Source organism: Paenibacillus sp. LRG-1, from assembly GCF_057220305.1.
On sequence record NZ_CM170126.1, the window covers coordinates 4,557,888 to 4,575,810 of the forward strand.

Here is a 17,923-nt window from a genome sequence, read left to right on the forward strand (position 1 = left end):
GCTCCCCCAATCTAGCTGTCTAGCACTTATATTGCGTAATTTATCGGGATCTCGACCCTTGTCTGTCCCTTTAGATACATCGGCGGAATAAACCAAAATATGAACCCGCTCGAATCTTACTTACATTCTCACTTCCCTCAATCATCCGTCAGCCGATATCGTATTCACCATACTTGCGTGTAACCATGCAATGATTTTTTTAAAAGTGCATCATGTTTCCTAATCACCGTGGATCCGTTGGCATTGGGATTCCAAGGTGGCCATATGCCGCCGGAGTCACTGTTCGCCCCCGAGGCGTTCTTTGTAAAAGGCCAATTTGTAACAAATAGGGCTCGTATACATCCTCAATTGTCTGGCTCTCCTCACCAATGGTTGCAGCAATTGTGTCCAATCCTACAGGCCCGCCCCGGAATGAATGAATCATGGCCTTAAGCATTTTATGATCAATTTCATCAAGTCCGAGTGGATCTATTTGAAGCCTCTTTAGCGCCTCTGCAGCTAACTCAGAATGAATAATACCGTCTCCAGCAACCTGGGCAAAATCACGCACCCTTTTTAACAGTCGGTTGGCAATACGCGGTGTCCCCCGTGAACGCAATGCGATTTCCTCTGCCGCATCCCCGACAATTTCAATCTCCATAATATCCGCGTTCCTGGACACGATGTAAGCCAGCTCGTCTGTCGTATAAAACTCTAATCGACTAATAACACCAAACCGATCACGCAATGGCGCAGAGAGCAGCCCAGCGCGCGTAGTGGCCCCTATAAGGGTAAAGGGTGGCAAATCCAGACGGACCGAGCGTGCACTCGGGCCTTTACCAATCATAATGTCCAGCGCAAAATCCTCCATTGCAGGATACATGACTTCTTCCACCGTACGATGAAGGCGATGAATCTCATCAATGAACAAAACATCACCCTCTTGAAGATTGGTCAGCAATGCTGCCAAATCTCCCGGTCTTTCAATTGCAGGACCTGAAGTTGTACGCATATTAACCCCCAACTCATTGGCGATAATGTTAGCAAGAGTTGTTTTACCCAACCCCGGCGGTCCGTACAACAGTACATGGTCCAACGCTTCTTTACGCATTTTGGCCGCTTCAATATATACTTTCAGATTTTCCTTAACCTGATTTTGCCCGATATATTCATTTAGATAACGGGGGCGAAGGCTTAGCTCCGCCGTCTGGTCTTCCATCATCAAATTGGCGGAAATAATCCGGTCATCCATATTCCATCGCTCCTCTTTTCACCAGACATTTGTTAACGGACATCAGCGTCCTATCCGGCAAACAACAGTTGCAAAGCCCGCTTCATCAAAATATCAGCAGATTCATCAGGTTTCGCATCTTTCTTCATTCTGCTCCATACCTTATCCAACTCAGCATCAGTGTAACCCAGCGCCTTGAGCGCCTCACGGGCCTCGCCCCAATATGAACCTTCGCCTTCTTCTACGACAGGCTCAGCAAACAATCCGGTTGCCATCCCCAACGAGCCAATACCGTCGAGCTTATCTTTCAAATCCAGAATCATACGTTGTGCCGTTTTTTTACCGATCCCCGGTAACTTGGTGAGAAATGTGATATTCTCCTGATAAATCGCCGTTACCACATGAGCAGGCGTACCGCCTCCTAAAATACCAAGCGCAACACGCGGTCCAATACCAGATACATCAATCAGTTTACGGAACAGCTGCTGCTCCTCACGGGTCGCAAAACCGAACAGTAAAATAGCATCTTCCCTTACATGATGGTGAATGTAAATGACCACTGAACCTTCAGTTTTGGCGAACTCGTAAGGATTCGGACAAAATACCCGGTACCCTACACCCTGCACATCTAAAACGACATATTCATTTTCCAAATGGGCCACAGAACCACGCAAGAAATCTATCATTTTCGCAATACCTCATTTAATTTTGAATTTAGTCCATAAGAATGCGCATGACAAATAGCCACCGCCAAAGCATCCGCTACATCGTCCGGTTTGGGCACAACTTGAAGCTTTAGAAACATTCTAACCATTTCTTGTACCTGTTTCTTCTCAGCCTTACCATACCCTACAATAGCCTGCTTTACCTGCATCGGCGTGTATTCACCTATAGGCAAATTACGTTGTTTTGCAGCTAGTACCAGCACCCCACGTGCCTGACTTACAGACATAGCGGTTGTAACGTTGCGATTAAAAAAGAGCTTTTCCAGTGCTACCGCATCAGGCTTATATTTATCTATTAATTGCAACATGCCTTCATACACATGAAGCAGCCTTTCTTCTTCCGGTGTATGGGCCTCCGTCTGGATGCAGCCATACTGTACAGGAACTACCTTGCTGCCAATCTTGTCTACAAATCCGAAGCCCACAATGGCAATGCCCGGATCAATTCCTAAAAAACGCAAAAAAATCTCTCCCCTATCGCTCAAACATGGCGTAACTAAACAATAGCCAGACGTTACCCTTAATATAATCATGGCCAAATACCATATAAAGCGAACATATGTGTCGTTCTTTTCATTATAACAAAACTTTGTATCTAATAGAGGAAAAAATTTAAACGTGAGTAAAAACATAAAAAGAGACGCTTCAAGCCTCACCTCATGGGCAATGCCTAACGTCTCCGTAGTTGTAATCAATAGTGTTGCTTTAATACCCTTTGTGTTCGCTCCACGGCAAAGTCACTAAAAGTGGAGATTACACTGTTATACTCATTTATATCCTGAACACGGATCCCCTGCTGAAGTTGTTTATACACCCCTTCTGGCAAGGCCGTCTCCATGGAACCCACATCCAATTGAAAAAAAGTGCGGATAACTTTTTCTCTTTTAGGTAGCCCTTCATACAATGTAAGCTGGCCGTCAGTGCTCAAACCCATGTATCCACGCTCTTTGCATGACTCTGACAAGTCTTCCACCCTGCGCTCCAGCCACACCTCTCCTTTGGTATTAAGTCGCCCCTTCCAATCGGAATGTTGCTTCAGTAAGGTCTCTAGCTGCTGTGAACTTAGTGTTCCCAAGGAAAGTGTTTCCGTACCACACACGTAGGTGGTTAATAGACGGGTCTTCCTGCTTATACCGGAAGCACGAATACTTTGCAGTAGTTGCATCTGTGAGGAGTGATCTTCAGTTGGGCTCAGATGTGAAGCCTCCTCCATGCTCTCCTCAGCCATGACGGTAGTAGCGAGTGGCTGTGACAACATAGCCTGCAAATAATTCGAAAACAGAATACCCAACCCTGCCAGCAAACAAGCCGCACCAAAAATGCTACAAGCCCACACTGTTCTTCTCCACTGTTTCCAGCGCCGTTTCATCTGTTTTTTCCAACTTAATCGCTTCACAGTAATCCCTTCCGTCCCACTTTTTGTGTTAGTGTGACCTGACGATTACTGATTTATACAAAAAGATATGAATATAACAAAAAAGCCGCTGCTTCCAGCGACTTTCCTTTTGAATCGGGATGACACGATTTGAACATGCGACCCCCTGGTCCCAAACCAGGTGCTCTACCAAGCTGAGCTACATCCCGAAATAGATGCCGGTGAGAGGACTCGAACCTCCACGGTTTCCCTCACGATTTTGAGTCGCGCGCGTCTGCCAATTCCGCCACACCGGCTTATGAAGTTAATGGCGCGCCCTGAGAGATTCGAACTCCCGGCCTTTTGATTCGTAGTCAAACGCTCTATCCAGCTGAGCTAAGGGCGCAAATATGGAGCGGACGACGGGAATCGAACCCGCGACCCTCGCCTTGGCAAGGCGATGCTCTACCGCTGAGCCACGTCCGCAATATCATTATATCCATGACATATAAGTTCATGAATGGTGAGCCATGAAGGACTCGAACCTTCGACACCCTGATTAAAAGTCAGGTGCTCTACCAACTGAGCTAATGGCTCCCAACAGGGTAATATAACTTTGTGAAAATGGCGGAACTGACGGGATTCGAACCCGCGATCTCCTGCGTGACAGGCAGGCATGTTAGGCCTCTACACCACAGTTCCATAGCAGTTTACATTCAAAAGTTAATTGGTTGCGGGGGCAGGATTTGAACCTGCGACCTTCGGGTTATGAGCCCGACGAGCTACCGAACTGCTCCACCCCGCGATAATATTAGGGACTGCTATTTAAATAAATGGTGGAGGCTGAGGGGCTCGAACCCCCGACCCTCTGCTTGTAAGGCAGATGCTCTCCCAGCTGAGCTAAGCCTCCATACTACTTATGACCCGTAGGGGATTCGAACCCCTGTTACCTCCGTGAAAGGGAGGTGTCTTAACCCCTTGACCAACGGGCCATACAATAAAATAATTATGGCGGAGAGAGAGGGATTCGAACCCTCGAGACGCTTTTGGCGCCTACACGATTTCCAATCGTGCTCCTTCGGCCAACTCGGACACCTCTCCATATGGCTCCCCGAACAGGACTCGAACCTGTGACAACTCGATTAACAGTCGAGTGCTCTACCAACTGAGCTATCAGGGAATATTAATCATAAAGCTCTGCTTGGCGACGTCCTACTCTCCCAGGACCCTGCGGTCCAAGTACCATCGGCGCTGGAGGGCTTAACGGTCGTGTTCGGGATGGGTACGTGTGGAACCCCTCCGCTATCGCCACCAAACATGAATTTACATCGTAAATTCTATCGTACGGTTATTCGCTTCATCACATATCGTGTGAATGAATAGCCATGCGCTTGTCGTATGTCACTTGTACATACCTTCAAGGTTACACCCTGAAAACTGGATCCGAAACTCATTGCGTTTTATTCTTAGGATAAGCCCTCGACCGATTAGTATTGGTCAGCTCCATGCATTACTGCACTTCCACCCCCAACCTATCTACCTCGTCGTCTTCAAGGGGTCTTACTAATTGGGAAATCTCATCTTGAGGGGGGCTTCACGCTTAGATGCTTTCAGCGCTTATCCCTTCCGTACATAGCTACCCAGCGGTGCTCCTGGCGGAACAACTGGTACACCAGCGGTACGTCCATCCCGGTCCTCTCGTACTAAGGACAGCTCCTCTCAAATTTCCTACGCCCACGACAGATAGGGACCGAACTGTCTCACGACGTTCTGAACCCAGCTCGCGTACCGCTTTAATGGGCGAACAGCCCAACCCTTGGGACCTACTTCAGCCCCAGGATGCGATGAGCCGACATCGAGGTGCCAAACCTCCCCGTCGATGTGGACTCTTGGGGGAGATAAGCCTGTTATCCCCAGGGTAGCTTTTATCCGTTGAGCGATGGCCCTTCCATGCGGTACCACCGGATCACTAAGCCCGACTTTCGTCCCTGCTCGACTTGTAGGTCTCGCAGTCAAGCTCCCTTCTGCCTTTGCACTCTTCGAATGATTTCCAACCATTCTGAGGGAACCTTGGGGCGCCTCCGTTACTCTTTAGGAGGCGACCGCCCCAGTCAAACTGCCCACCTGACACTGTCCTCGCACCGGATCACGGTACCAAGTTAGAACCTAGATACGATCAGGGTGGTATCCCAAGGATGCCTCCTCTCAAGCTGGCGCTCAAGATTCAACGGCTCCCACCTATCCTGTACAGATCGTACCCAAATTCAATATCAAGCTGCAGTAAAGCTCCATGGGGTCTTTCCGTCTTGTCGCGGGTAACCTGCATCTTCACAGGTATTAAAATTTCACCGGATCTCTCGTTGAGACAGCGCCCAAGTCGTTACGCCATTCGTGCGGGTCAGAATTTACCTGACAAGGAATTTCGCTACCTTAGGACCGTTATAGTTACGGCCGCCGTTTACTGGGGCTTCGGTTCATAGCTTCGCCCGAAGGCTTACCACTCCCCTTAACCTTCCAGCACCGGGCAGGCGTCAGCCCGTATACTTCGCCTTGCGGCTTCGCACAGACCTGTGTTTTTGCTAAACAGTCGCTTGGGCCTTTTCACTGCGGCCCCCTCGGGCTATTCACCCTACCGAGGCACCCCTTCTCCCGAAGTTACGGGGTCATTTTGCCGAGTTCCTTAACGAGAGTTCTTCCGCGCGCCTTAGAATTCTCTTCTCGCCTACCTGTGTCGGTTTGCGGTACGGGCACCTTCTCCTGGCTAGAGGCTTTTCTTGGCAGTCTGAGATCATGACCTTCGCTACTACAATTTTCGCTCCCCATCACAGCCCAGCCTTACGATGTGCGGATTTGCCTACACACCAGCCTCACTGCTTAGACGGACATCCATCAGTCCGCGTCACTACCCTACTGCGTCACCCCATCGCTCATAACGGATTACGGTGGTACAGGAATTTCGACCTGTTGTCCTTCGACTACGCCTATCGGCCTCGCCTTAGGTCCCGACTTACCCTGAGCGGACGAACCTTCCTCAGGAACCCTTAGGCTTTCGGCGGATCTGATTCTCACAGATCTTTTCGTTACTCATACCGGCATTCTCACTTGAATGCAGTCCAGCGCTCCTTACGGTACACCTTCAACCCGCATTCAACGCTCCCCTACCCCTGATGCAAGCATCAAGCCATAGCTTCGGTGGTGTGTTTAGCCCCGTTACATTTTCGGCGCAGAGTCACTCGACCAGTGAGCTATTACGCACTCTTTCAATGGTGGCTGCTTCTAAGCCAACATCCTGGTTGTCTGTGCAACTCCACATCCTTTCCCACTTAACACACACTTGGGGACCTTAGCTGATGGTCTGGGCTGTTTCCCTTTCGACAATGGATCTTAGCACTCACTGTCTGACTCCCGGAACTAAATCTATGGCATTCGGAGTTTGACTGAGCTTGGTAACCCTTGCGGGCCCCGCACCCAATCAGTGCTCTACCTCCACGATTCTTTTTTCCGAGGCTAGCCCTAAAGCTATTTCGGGGAGAACCAGCTATCTCCGGGTTCGATTGGAATTTCTCCGCTACCCCCACCTCATCCCCGCATTTTTCAACATGCGTGGGTTCGGGCCTCCAGTGCGTGTTACCGCACCTTCACCCTGGACAGGGGTAGATCACCCGGTTTCGGGTCTACGTCCACGTACTCAAGTCGCCCTATTCAGACTCGCTTTCGCTGCGGCTTCAGCTCTTCACCTTAACCTTGCACGGGAACGTAACTCGCCGGTTCATTCTACAAAAGGCACGCCATCACCCATAGATCGGGCTCTGACTTCTTGTAAGCACACGGTTTCAGGATCTATTTCACTCCCCTTCCGGGGTGCTTTTCACCTTTCCCTCACGGTACTGCTTCACTATCGGTCGCCAGGGAGTATTTAGCCTTGGCAGATGGTCCTGCCGGATTCATACGGGGTTTCACGTGCCCCGCACTACTCGGGATCCGTCTCGGAGAGAACAAGTTTTGAACTACAGGGCTTTTACCTTCTCTGGCGGGCCTTTCCAGACCTCTTCATCTAACCGGTTCCTTTGTAACTCCATGTGAGACGTCCCACAACCCCAAGGAGCAAGCTCCTTGGTTTGGGCTAATCCGCGTTCGCTCGCCGCTACTGACGGAATCACTATTGTTTTCTCTTCCTCAGGGTACTTAGATGTTTCAGTTCCCCTGGTCTGCCTCTATTCTGCCTATGTATTCAGCAGAAAGTGACTGTCGATGAAGACAGCCGGGTTTCCCCATTCGGACATCCCCGGATCAAAGCTTGCTTACAGCTCCCCGAGGCTTTATCGTTGTTCGCCACGTCCTTCGTCGGCTCCTGGCGCCTAGGCATCCTCCGTGTGCTCTTTGTAGCTTAACCTAGTATTTACATGGTAAATACGATTTGCTTTGAATTTCGGTTCAACACAAATATGTGAATAAAATTCAAGGCAGCTACCTTTATTTCACTTGTTTACACAAGATCAGCTTAAAGGAATATTCTAAAACGCAATTTCGTTTCGGTATCCAGTTTTCAAGGTGCAATACAGTTTCATCGAAACTGTAGCCTGTGTGAATATCGGTCTAACTCAAACGAGTAGATGATATTCATGCAGTATGTTGAGAGTTTGAGCTCTCAAAACTGAGCAACGAGTGAGTAAGTTAAGGATATTCATTTCATTCACACGAACGTGATGAACCAAATTGAATACCCGGTCGCAGGTACATGTACCTGCTGATTTGAATGTTTCCATTGCAGGAAACGATTCTCCATAGAAAGGAGGTGATCCAGCCGCACCTTCCGATACGGCTACCTTGTTACGACTTCACCCCAATCATCTACCCCACCTTCGGCGGCTGGCTCCCTTGCGGGTTACCCCACCGACTTCGGGTGTTGTAAACTCTCGTGGTGTGACGGGCGGTGTGTACAAGACCCGGGAACGTATTCACCGCGGCATGCTGATCCGCGATTACTAGCAATTCCGACTTCATGTAGGCGAGTTGCAGCCTACAATCCGAACTGAGACCGGCTTTTCTAGGATTGGCTCCACCTCGCGATTTCGCTTCCCGTTGTACCGGCCATTGTAGTACGTGTGTAGCCCAGGTCATAAGGGGCATGATGATTTGACGTCATCCCCACCTTCCTCCGGTTTGTCACCGGCAGTCTGCTTAGAGTGCCCAGCTTGACCTGCTGGCAACTAAGCATAAGGGTTGCGCTCGTTGCGGGACTTAACCCAACATCTCACGACACGAGCTGACGACAACCATGCACCACCTGTCTCCTCTGTCCCGAAGGAAAGGTCTATCTCTAGACCGGTCAGAGGGATGTCAAGACCTGGTAAGGTTCTTCGCGTTGCTTCGAATTAAACCACATACTCCACTGCTTGTGCGGGTCCCCGTCAATTCCTTTGAGTTTCAGTCTTGCGACCGTACTCCCCAGGCGGAATGCTTAATGTGTTAACTTCGGCACCAAGGGTATCGAAACCCCTAACACCTAGCATTCATCGTTTACGGCGTGGACTACCAGGGTATCTAATCCTGTTTGCTCCCCACGCTTTCGCGCCTCAGCGTCAGTTACAGCCCAGAGAGTCGCCTTCGCCACTGGTGTTCCTCCACATATCTACGCATTTCACCGCTACACGTGGAATTCCACTCTCCTCTTCTGCACTCAAGCTCCCCAGTTTCCAGTGCGACCCGAAGTTGAGCCTCGGGATTAAACACCAGACTTAAAGAGCCGCCTGCGCGCGCTTTACGCCCAATAATTCCGGACAACGCTTGCCCCCTACGTATTACCGCGGCTGCTGGCACGTAGTTAGCCGGGGCTTTCTTCTCAGGTACCGTCACTCTTGTAGCAGTTACTCTACAAGACGTTCTTCCCTGGCAACAGAGCTTTACGATCCGAAAACCTTCATCACTCACGCGGCGTTGCTCCGTCAGGCTTTCGCCCATTGCGGAAGATTCCCTACTGCTGCCTCCCGTAGGAGTCTGGGCCGTGTCTCAGTCCCAGTGTGGCCGATCACCCTCTCAGGTCGGCTACGCATCGTCGCCTTGGTAGGCCTTTACCCCACCAACTAGCTAATGCGCCGCAGGCCCATCCACAAGTGACAGATTGCTCCGTCTTTCCTCCTTCTCCCATGCAGGAAAAGGATGTATCGGGTATTAGCTACCGTTTCCGGTAGTTATCCCTGTCTTGTGGGCAGGTTGCCTACGTGTTACTCACCCGTCCGCCGCTAGGTTATGTAGAAGCAAGCTTCTACATAACCCCGCTCGACTTGCATGTATTAGGCACGCCGCCAGCGTTCGTCCTGAGCCAGGATCAAACTCTCCATTAAAGACCAACCGAAGTTGGTTTATAGAAAGAGCGATAAGCTCATTTTGAAACTGACGAGATAAAATATCTCTTGTTTGATTTCGCGAACAAAATCATTTTACTCACTCGTTGTTCAGTTTTCAAAGATCAAACCTGCATAATGTCTCGCTTTGTTTCACCACCGCATCTCAGCGGCGACTTAAATAATATATCATGTTTTCTACGTCTTTGCAACACTTTTTTTCAAGAGAATTTTTTAATCAATTCTGCTTTGTTTTTGTGTTGCTAACTATCTTGTAAAAGACAGCTATAAGAATATACCACATAAATATGCTAAATAGCAACACCTTTTTTTGAATTCTTTTTTCATCTTTAAATCACTGCATTTAAATAAAGAGACCATTATTCCCACAAGCAGAATAACAGTCTCTTTAACATTCATTTCTTTCTCTTAATGAATAATAAAGCCGGGGCACTACTAGGAGGTCCCTCTCTTTTTACATTTAGCCACGTCAGTCCTTAATCCATGGATTTTTACGCGAACGAGCATTATAGGATGAGGAACGGGGTTCTCCTCCACTTGAATTATGGGATTTTTGCTTCTTATTGCTAGCATTTTTACTGGAAACCTTGGCTTTGGACGTCTCTTCTTTGGATGTACTGCCAGAACCGTCTTTTGATTTACCTTTACGCACGCTACGATCCTTTGGTTTAGAAGAAGAAATAACTTCATTTTGGGATGCAATAGTCAGATTGTTACCCATCTCCTGCGTTCCTGGAATTGCTGGTGCCGACTGGACATTCTCTTCCCGGCATCCACAGTCTGGCATAAACATATAGGGGGTTGTATATCCCTCTAATGGATACATAGGTGCATTCCCATGCGCAAACGGATGATAAGGGGAATTCGCAGATTGTTGTCCTTGTAGCTGGCTATAGTTGGACACGTTTCCACCCGTAGGCAAACCATATTGAGGTCCTCCCCATGCCTGGCTCCATTGACTGCCCTGGACTGTACTCTCTGGATACTGCTGTGGATGCCCTTGATGGATAAATGGAGGATAGACAGGGTAGGATGCATTTTCAGACGCCTCATGACTCGGATAATATCCGGGGGCGCAGCAATCTGAGTAGGCAGGATAAGGTGTTGGATGGGCATTTATGGGTGATGTCTGCACAGGCCCCCAGCACCATGGATGCTCACAGTCATGATGATAGCCCTGATCAGAAACTACAGTAGGAGAAGCATATTCTGCTAAGGAGGTATTTATAGGCGCATTCCCCGAAGTTTGTGGAGACCCAATCCCCGGATACCACGAGTTCGGCATTGCATTTATTTGTGGGCTATAATCAAATGTCGGCTGTTGTATCGACCACTCGGAATTTACCATCGGCTCCGATTTTGTGCAGCCGCAAAATTTTTCAGCTACAGGTTGCTTCACAACAGTTGTAGGAAGCTGTGGCTTAGATGCAATCGGTTGGGTAACTATGGGCTGCATTTGAGGTGGAGCAGGTGGAGTAACTATGGGCTGCATTTGAGGTGGAGCAGGATTTACGGGTGCCATAGGAACTTCAGGCAGTTTTAATTCAGGAAGCTTAGGAGGATTCACTGTTTCTTTTGGCTGTGTCATCTCTTCTTTAGGGCTAGGCATATTCTCCTGCTTAGGCTGCGTCAACTCCGCCTTGGGCTGGGTAAGTTCTTGCTTGGTTGGGGATTCAGGTTTAGGCTGTGTCATCTCTTCTTTGACTGCGGTATTTTTTTTATTCTCAGTAAAATCAGACGCCTCTTCTTTGTAGTGTGGAATATTAACTGTTTCTCCAACCAGAAGTGCGTTCGGGTTTTTAAGCTGGGAATTGGCATCAATAATTAGCTTAAGCGGTACATTCCACGCCTTGGACAACTTCCACAATGAATCTCCTTGCTTAACCTTGTGTTGATATACCGTTGACGGCTGTGTTTCCATCGTAACAGGGTCTGTTGGAATTTTAATTTTCTCGCCGATGCTCAACTGATTAGGGTCTGCCAATTGGGGATTGGCGGCAATAACTTTCTCCAGCGTCACATTATACTTCTGTGCCAGCAAGTACAGAGTGTCACCTTTTTTGACGATGTGTATTTTCACAGGTCACAAACCTCCTAGACTTTCGTTCGGGCGGGATAAACGCCCGGCTTCTGTTATTACATCCTATGCACCTCCCGGGCGAATGACCCCATACAAACAAAAAAATCCTCTCAACCGAATACTCTCACGAGCATTCAGCTAAAAGGATTCGGTTTTATTTTAGTCCTGCCACACTTTGTAGCCATCCTTATCCACGATCTTCCGGAACTCAGCCAAAAGCTCCAAAGTCACTGGGCCAGCAACGCCGGAGCCGATCGTACGACCATCCACTTCATAAGCTGCAATAACTTCTGCTGCAGTTCCTGTAAAAAACACCTCGTCCGCAACATATACATCATGCAGTGTAAAAGGTTGTTCCTTAAGGGGGTATCCAAGCTTAGCACACAAATCGATAATAGCATTACGAGTAATCCCTTCAAGCGCTCCCAAATAGCAAGGAGGTGTATATAACACTCCGTTTTTGACAATGAAAATGTTGTCCGCAGAGCCTTCCGTCACATACCCTTGGGAATTGAGCATAATAGCCTCACCTACACCAGCATAGTTAGACTGGATCTTCACGAGGATATTGTTGAGATAGTTCAATGATTTAATCTTCGGATTCAAAGCATCTGGGATGTTGCGACGCTGAGAGACAGAAATTGTCTTCAGGCCAGTCAAGTAAGCTTCTTCCGGGTAAATGGCGAGCTGTTCCACGATAATGATGACACTCGCCTTCGCACAACGAAGAGGATCTAAACCTAGATTCCCTGCACCTCGGGATACAATCAGACGGATATATCCGTTACGCATTTCGTTAAGACGAATCGTTTCAGCCATTGCTTCCAACATTTCATCAGGAGACAACGGAATGTTTAACTGAATGGATTTCGCAGAATCATACAGACGCTCCAAGTGCTCCTTACATTTAAAAATATTCCCGTTATAAATACGAATGCCCTCAAATATACCGTCTCCGTACAAGAATCCATGATCATATACGGAAACCTTTGCATTTTCCTTAGTCACATGCTGCCCATCCAGATAGATCCATTGTTCTGCCATTAAAACCACACCTCCGATTAATGTTCCTTTAAAATAGGTTCGATCGCTGCTTCAACATACTTGTAGCTTGGATAAGAGCCAAGAATGCGTACATGGCACCCCAAAGCCTCGATCTCTGCAAAGGCTGCCGGAAGCAGAACGGAATGCAGAGATTCCAAAACTTCAATGTAAAAATAATAATTCCCCAATTGCTTTTTGGTCGGACGCGATTCAATACGGGACAGATTTAACCTGCGCCATGCAAATGCGGATAAAACCTGATGCAGCGCTCCAGGGAAATCCTGCGGCGGCGTGACCAAAATACTGGTTCGTTGACCTTCAGGCGTGCCCGGGAGACTTATAGGTTGATGGCCGATCAAGACAAAGCGGGTAAAGTTGTTATCGTGATCCGTTACTTTGCTGGCCAAAATATCCAATCCGTGTTTGGCAGCCGCAAGCTTGGTTCCGAGAGCGGTCCAGCCTTTACCGGGGTTATATTTAACAATTTCGACGGCTTCTGCCGTACTTCCTGCACTCTCCAGCTCGGCCTGAGGAGCGGAAGCCTGTATGAATTCTTTACACTGGGGAAGCGCTACAGGATGAGACATAATTTTGACCACTTTGCTCAAATCCAGCTTGTCCAAATCCTTCGTAAATTCACTACGATGTCCAATAAGATTTTGAATTGAAGGATATACCCATTCCGCCTGCATTTGAATGTCTACTTCATGTACAAGCCAATCCATATGCAAACTTACAGAGCCATCAATCGTATTTTCAATGGGAATTACACTATAGTCTGCCTGTCCCTTGTCTACTGCCTGAAATACGTCCGCAATATGCTTGTAAAACAGTAATTCATGGGGCGTATCTCCTAACAAATACTTAATCGCTTCATGAGAAACGGTCCCCTCAGGAAGAAGTGCAATTCGTTTCATATCGTAAGTTCCCCTTTAATCATATCCATAAAAGGGAGTGTATTCCCTTCTGTATATACTTTAACTCCTTCACTCTCAGGGCGCAATTTTAAAACAGAAGCAGTGATCCCCTCTTTGTTCATGGTATCCGTTAAATACTGCTCCAGCTCCGCTTTCCGATTCACCCGTTGATCCGTCAATGCCAGCAGCGTCGGTCCAGCCCCACTGAGAGCCACACCCAAGGCACCATAATGGTGCGCATCCCGCAGGATCTCTGTCATACCCGGCACAAGCGCCGCACGGTAAGGCTGATGAAGCTGATCACGCATCGCTTCGGCAATTAAATCGGTTCTTCCCGACGCCAATGCTGCTACTAGCATGGAAGCATGACTTATATTATATACGGCATCCTTCAATGATACATGCGCGGGTAGAACCTCTCTGGCTTTCGACGTGGATAGCTGAAAATCTGGAATAACTACCATAACCTCCAAATTAGCATCCGGTTCAAGTCGTAAATGCCTAGCATGCTCGCCATCCCACATCGCTGTAATAATACCACCAAACAGGGAAGCTCCAACATTATCCGGATGTTTTTCAATGGCGCTTGCCATATCGAACAGTTTGGAATCCGGCAGAGGTGAGCCAATCAACGTATTGGCAGCGACCAAGGCGCCCACAATGGCAGAAGCACTACTGCCCAAACCACGAGTGAGTGGAATATCCGAGTACATCGAAATATCGAGCTCAGGTACAGATACACCTGCTTCCCGAAAAACCATTTGTGCTACCTTGAAAATCAGATTAGTTTTATCTTGGGGAACACCATTCATTTCATTTCCGTATAAATGAAAAGCCGTCTGTTCGGCCTCCTTCATTTCAATCCATGCATATAAGGACAATGCCATGCCCAATGTATCAAAGCCGGGACCCAAGTTGGCCGTACTCGCAGGCACACGCACTCTTGCTGTTTTTAAAACGGTCATACAGACAATTCCTCCTGCTTTTATTGACTATCCCTCTACTCGATATACGCTCTTGATGCGACGGATGACGTCCAAAGTTTCAAAATGCTCCAAAACCTTTTTCATACTCGCTTTACTGGCTAAATGAGTCACGATAATAATTTCAGCATCGGGGTTAATCTCATTCGGTTGCTGCACAACAGATGCCAGACTGACATCAAATTCAGCAAATACTTGCGTAATCCGTGCCAACACCCCTGCTTTATCATCCACATGCAGAAGCACGAAGTTTTTGAAATACACATCTTCATCGTTACTAATTTTTTTGGGATTGTAAGGAACGATGGCTTTAAGCCCATTGACACCAAGTTTGAGATTTTTCACTACAGCTACTAAATCGGCTACAACCGATGTTGCCGTCGGCATTTCACCTGCACCCGCACCATAAAACATGGTTTCACCCACTGCTTCACCATGCACATACACTGCGTTGAATACCCCGTTCACCGAAGCCAATGGATGCTGCTTGCGTACCATAGTCGGCTGAACGTTAATCGTAAATTCATCACCTTGGCGCTCTGCAATGCCGAGCAATTTCATTTCATATCCTAGTTTTTTAGCAAAAGCAATATCTTCACTGGTTACCTTTGAAATGCCGCTGACACTTACATCCTTGAGCTCTACATTAGAGCGGAAACCAAGCGTGCCGAGAATTGCCATTTTACGAGCTGCATCCAGTCCTTCCACGTCTGAGGTCGGATCCGATTCAGCATACCCAAGCTCCTGCGCTTCCTTGAGAACTTCCTCGTACGAGGCCCCTTCCTGACTCATTTTTGTTAAAATAAAGTTTGTCGTACCGTTCACAATCCCCATAATGCGGGTAATGCGATCGGAGGAGAAGCCTTCAATTAATGTACGAATGATCGGGATACCACCTGCTACACTAGCTTCATAAAAAATATCACACTGCTTTTCCTGCGCCTTTGCTAATACTTCAGAACCGTGCAAAGCCATTAAGTCCTTATTTGCTGTTACGATGTGTTTCCCCCGCTCCAGCGCTTCAAGAATGTACTCCTTCGTCTGATCAACGCCGCCCATGACTTCAATAATTACATCAATTTCAGGGTCCCGAATAACTTCCCATGGGTCCTCAGTAAGCTTGGCTGTCTCCACTTCAATAGAACGATATTTTTCTATGTTTTTTACAGCTATTTTTTCAATGATGATCGGTGAACCGACTTGTCTGCTCAAGTCTTCCTGATTGCCTTCTACGATTCGAACGACTCCCGTTCCAACCGTCCCCAAACCTAACAATCCTACTTTGACCGGTTTCATCCATTCCCCTCCCGCGAACTTATGTCTAATGAACTGTACTGCCTTAACCCTGCCCAATCAGGCGAACACGTTTAACTCCAGAGATATCTTCCAAGCCCTCAAGTAGAACACCCAACTCTTCACTGAGTCTGGACATTTCTACCGAGATGACTACGTTGGCTCTGCCTTGCAGTGGAATACTTTGCTGGATCGTCAACACATTGCCTCCGAAATCAGCCACTCTGCCAAGCACCCTGGACAACATTCCGGATTGATGCTCTAAATCAATAGAGATATTGACAATTCGCTCACGCTCCAGCTGGTTAACCAAATGTATGCCATCCTTATATTTATAAAAGGCGCTCCGGCTTAGCCCAACTTGCTCCACGGCATCATGCACGGTTTTAACATCTCCTGAAGCCAGCAGCAGTTTCACCTGTATGGTCTTAACAATAGCTTCAGGCAAAATATCTTCCCGTACCAAGTAATAGCGCTCTTTCAAGAACGTCCTCTCCTCAAAGACTTATGTTTTTGTATAGAGGACATTATATCGAAACTCTTGAAAATCGGCAAGCAAACAATGCAAAAAACGGCTACTGCCTTCTATAGAGTTTCCTATAGTACAGTAACCGTTCAGGTTTTAGACCTTTATTTGAAATTTAGTAGTAGCTGCTGCCTTCAACAAATTCGAACTCGAAATCAGCAATGCGTACAGATGTACCATCTTTGGCGCCGCGCTTGCGTAACTCAGCATCCACACCCATATGGCGTAACGTTCTTGCTAATTTCAAAATGGCATCATGCGAGTTCAACTGCATGCGCTTCATCATGCGCTCAATTTTAGGGCTCTGCACCACGAATGTGTCGTTTTCACGCACAATTGTAAAGCCATCGTCTTCTGCTGTATCCAGCTTAAATACCTTACGTTCATTGACTTCTGCTACTTCCTCAACAACCGGCTCGTCCGGTATTTGATCCAGCAAATCAGCAGCCCGGTAGAGCAGTTCCTTCACACCTTGACGTGTCAGTGAGGAAATAGGCATGATTTCAAGATCAGGACGTATAGAAGCAATCTGCTCTTTGAAGTGAGTCAGGTTTTCTTCCGCCTCCGGCATATCCATTTTATTGGCCGCCACAATTTGTGGACGCTCAGCCAATGTTGCATTATATTGCTTCAATTCGTCGTTAATTTTAGTCCAATCTTCAAACGGATCACGTCCTTCGGAGCCCGCCATATCCACGACATGGATAATAATACGCGTCCGCTCAATGTGCCGCAGAAATTCATGTCCCAGCCCAATACCTTCATGAGCTCCTTCAATCAAACCAGGCAAATCCGCCATCACAAAGTTACGATGATCCCCCACATCCACAACGCCCAAATTCGGAGTAATCGTTGTAAAGTGGTATGCCCCAATTTTCGGTTTTGCGGAAGATACAACCGACAACAAGGTAGACTTCCCTACACTAGGGAACCCGACCAAACCTACGTCAGCCATTACTTTTAACTCAAGCGTGATATAACGTTCTTGTCCCTCTGCGCCGTTCTCAGCCAACTCAGGCGCTGGATTATTCGGTGTAGCAAAACGGATGTTCCCGCGTCCTCCGCGTCCTCCTTTAGCTACGACGACTTGTTGACCATGACGTGTCATATCTGCTACTACTTCACCAGTATCATCATCTATGATGACCGTTCCCGGTGGTATACGTACGATCATGTGCTCCGCATTGGCTCCGTGTTGGCTTTTGTTACGACCTTTCACTCCACGCTGGGCTTTAAAATGACGTTGGTACCGAAAATCCATCAAGGTACGCAAACCCTCATCTACACGGAAAATTACGTCTCCACCATTCCCTCCGTCACCACCACCTGGGCCACCTTCAGGAACGTATTTCTCACGGCGAAACGCAATTAATCCGTCCCCACCGTCACCGCCTTTAACAAAAATCTTCGCTTTATCTACAAACAT

At 47.8% G+C, this 17,923-nt stretch carries 11 protein-coding genes, 11 tRNA genes and 3 rRNA genes; all 25 read right to left on the reverse strand.

What is annotated here, in order from left to right:
• Window positions 1–223 precede the first annotated feature (223 nt).
• Window positions 224–1,231: a Holliday junction branch migration DNA helicase RuvB gene (ruvB, locus tag ACUUJN_RS20075; RefSeq protein WP_484668861.1), complete on the reverse strand. Its 1,008-nt coding sequence runs from the start codon at window positions 1,229–1,231 to the stop codon at window positions 224–226.
• A gap of 50 nt (window positions 1,232–1,281) precedes the next feature.
• Window positions 1,282–1,896: a Holliday junction branch migration protein RuvA gene (gene ruvA / locus ACUUJN_RS20080; RefSeq protein WP_484668862.1), complete on the reverse strand. Its 615-nt coding sequence runs from the start codon at window positions 1,894–1,896 to the stop codon at window positions 1,282–1,284.
• On the reverse strand, window positions 1,893–2,396 hold the full coding sequence (gene ruvC / locus ACUUJN_RS20085) for a crossover junction endodeoxyribonuclease RuvC (RefSeq protein ID WP_013311580.1): 504 nt from the start codon (window positions 2,394–2,396) through the stop codon (window positions 1,893–1,895). Before ruvC ends, ruvA begins: the two co-directional genes overlap by 4 nt.
• 230 nt (window positions 2,397–2,626) lie before the next feature.
• Window positions 2,627–3,331 carry a BofC C-terminal domain-containing protein gene (locus ACUUJN_RS20090; protein WP_316244114.1) on the reverse strand — a complete coding sequence of 235 codons (705 nt, stop codon included), beginning with the start codon at window positions 3,329–3,331 and terminating at the stop codon, window positions 2,627–2,629.
• A gap of 114 nt (window positions 3,332–3,445) precedes the next feature.
• Window positions 3,446–3,519 (reverse strand) — tRNA-Pro (locus tag ACUUJN_RS20095).
• Window positions 3,520–3,526: 7 nt separating this feature from the next.
• Window positions 3,527–3,606 (reverse strand) — tRNA-Leu (locus ACUUJN_RS20100).
• 12 nt (window positions 3,607–3,618) lie between these two features.
• Window positions 3,619–3,695: transfer RNA gene (locus tag ACUUJN_RS20105), tRNA-Arg, on the reverse strand.
• A gap of 5 nt (window positions 3,696–3,700) precedes the next feature.
• Window positions 3,701–3,775: transfer RNA gene (locus tag ACUUJN_RS20110), tRNA-Gly, on the reverse strand.
• A 35-nt stretch (window positions 3,776–3,810) separates the two neighbouring features.
• A tRNA-Lys gene (locus ACUUJN_RS20115) sits at window positions 3,811–3,886 on the reverse strand.
• Between the two features lie 28 nt (window positions 3,887–3,914).
• Window positions 3,915–3,991 (reverse strand) — tRNA-Asp (locus tag ACUUJN_RS20120).
• 26 nt (window positions 3,992–4,017) lie between these two features.
• Window positions 4,018–4,094 (reverse strand) — tRNA-Met (locus tag ACUUJN_RS20125).
• A gap of 29 nt (window positions 4,095–4,123) precedes the next feature.
• A tRNA-Val gene (locus tag ACUUJN_RS20130) sits at window positions 4,124–4,199 on the reverse strand.
• A gap of 10 nt (window positions 4,200–4,209) precedes the next feature.
• Window positions 4,210–4,281, reverse strand: a tRNA-Glu gene (locus ACUUJN_RS20135).
• Window positions 4,282–4,298: 17 nt separating this feature from the next.
• A tRNA-Ser gene (locus ACUUJN_RS20140) sits at window positions 4,299–4,390 on the reverse strand.
• Window positions 4,391–4,393: 3 nt separating this feature from the next.
• Window positions 4,394–4,469 (reverse strand) — tRNA-Asn (locus ACUUJN_RS20145).
• A gap of 19 nt (window positions 4,470–4,488) precedes the next feature.
• Window positions 4,489–4,605 (reverse strand): 5S ribosomal RNA (gene rrf, locus ACUUJN_RS20150).
• Window positions 4,606–4,756: 151 nt separating this feature from the next.
• Window positions 4,757–7,682: ribosomal RNA gene (locus tag ACUUJN_RS20155) — 23S ribosomal RNA — on the reverse strand.
• Between the two features lie 395 nt (window positions 7,683–8,077).
• Window positions 8,078–9,633, reverse strand: a 16S ribosomal RNA gene (locus ACUUJN_RS20160).
• The 16S, 23S and 5S rRNA genes sit together here with 11 tRNA genes alongside, the layout of an rRNA operon.
• 490 nt (window positions 9,634–10,123) lie before the next feature.
• A complete protein-coding gene (locus ACUUJN_RS20165) occupies window positions 10,124–11,734 on the reverse strand; it encodes a LysM peptidoglycan-binding domain-containing protein (protein ID WP_254348610.1) in 1,611 nt (536 codons plus the stop codon).
• Window positions 11,735–11,893: 159 nt separating this feature from the next.
• Window positions 11,894–12,778 carry a branched-chain-amino-acid transaminase gene (gene ilvE / locus ACUUJN_RS20170; RefSeq protein ID WP_069079914.1) on the reverse strand — a complete coding sequence of 295 codons (885 nt, stop codon included), beginning with the start codon at window positions 12,776–12,778 and terminating at the stop codon, window positions 11,894–11,896.
• Between the two features lie 17 nt (window positions 12,779–12,795).
• A complete protein-coding gene (gene pheA / locus ACUUJN_RS20175) occupies window positions 12,796–13,695 on the reverse strand; it encodes a prephenate dehydratase (RefSeq protein ID WP_075154645.1) in 900 nt (299 codons plus the stop codon).
• Window positions 13,692–14,660: a homoserine kinase gene (gene thrB, locus ACUUJN_RS20180; protein ID WP_075154646.1), complete on the reverse strand. Its 969-nt coding sequence runs from the start codon at window positions 14,658–14,660 to the stop codon at window positions 13,692–13,694. The genes pheA and thrB overlap by 4 nt, the downstream gene beginning before the upstream one ends.
• 27 nt (window positions 14,661–14,687) lie before the next feature.
• Window positions 14,688–15,974, reverse strand: a complete 1,287-nt coding sequence (locus ACUUJN_RS20185; RefSeq protein WP_484668863.1) for a homoserine dehydrogenase — start codon at window positions 15,972–15,974, stop codon at window positions 14,688–14,690.
• A 43-nt stretch (window positions 15,975–16,017) separates the two neighbouring features.
• Window positions 16,018–16,455 carry an ACT domain-containing protein gene (locus ACUUJN_RS20190; RefSeq protein ID WP_013311587.1) on the reverse strand — a complete coding sequence of 146 codons (438 nt, stop codon included), beginning with the start codon at window positions 16,453–16,455 and terminating at the stop codon, window positions 16,018–16,020.
• 157 nt (window positions 16,456–16,612) lie between these two features.
• On the reverse strand, window positions 16,613–17,923 hold the full coding sequence (gene obgE, locus ACUUJN_RS20195) for a GTPase ObgE (protein ID WP_023989945.1): 1,311 nt from the start codon (window positions 17,921–17,923) through the stop codon (window positions 16,613–16,615).

Bases quoted from the DNA above. Each gene is read 5' to 3' on its own strand.
- ruvB (WP_484668861.1), bottom strand. From the start codon at position 1,231: ATGGATGACCGGATTATTTCCGCCAATTTGATGATGGAAGACCAGACG.
- ruvA (WP_484668862.1), bottom strand. From the start codon at position 1,896: ATGATAGATTTCTTGCGTGGTTCTGTGGCCCATTTGGAAAATGAATAT.
- ilvE (WP_069079914.1), bottom strand. From the start codon at position 12,778: ATGGCAGAACAATGGATCTATCTGGATGGGCAGCATGTGACTAAGGAA.
- pheA (WP_075154645.1), bottom strand. From the start codon at position 13,695: ATGAAACGAATTGCACTTCTTCCTGAGGGGACCGTTTCTCATGAAGCG.
- thrB (WP_075154646.1), bottom strand. From the start codon at position 14,660: ATGACCGTTTTAAAAACAGCAAGAGTGCGTGTGCCTGCGAGTACGGCC.
- ACUUJN_RS20185 (WP_484668863.1), bottom strand. From the start codon at position 15,974: ATGAAACCGGTCAAAGTAGGATTGTTAGGTTTGGGGACGGTTGGAACG.
- obgE (WP_023989945.1), bottom strand. From the start codon at position 17,923: ATGTTTGTAGATAAAGCGAAGATTTTTGTTAAAGGCGGTGACGGTGGG.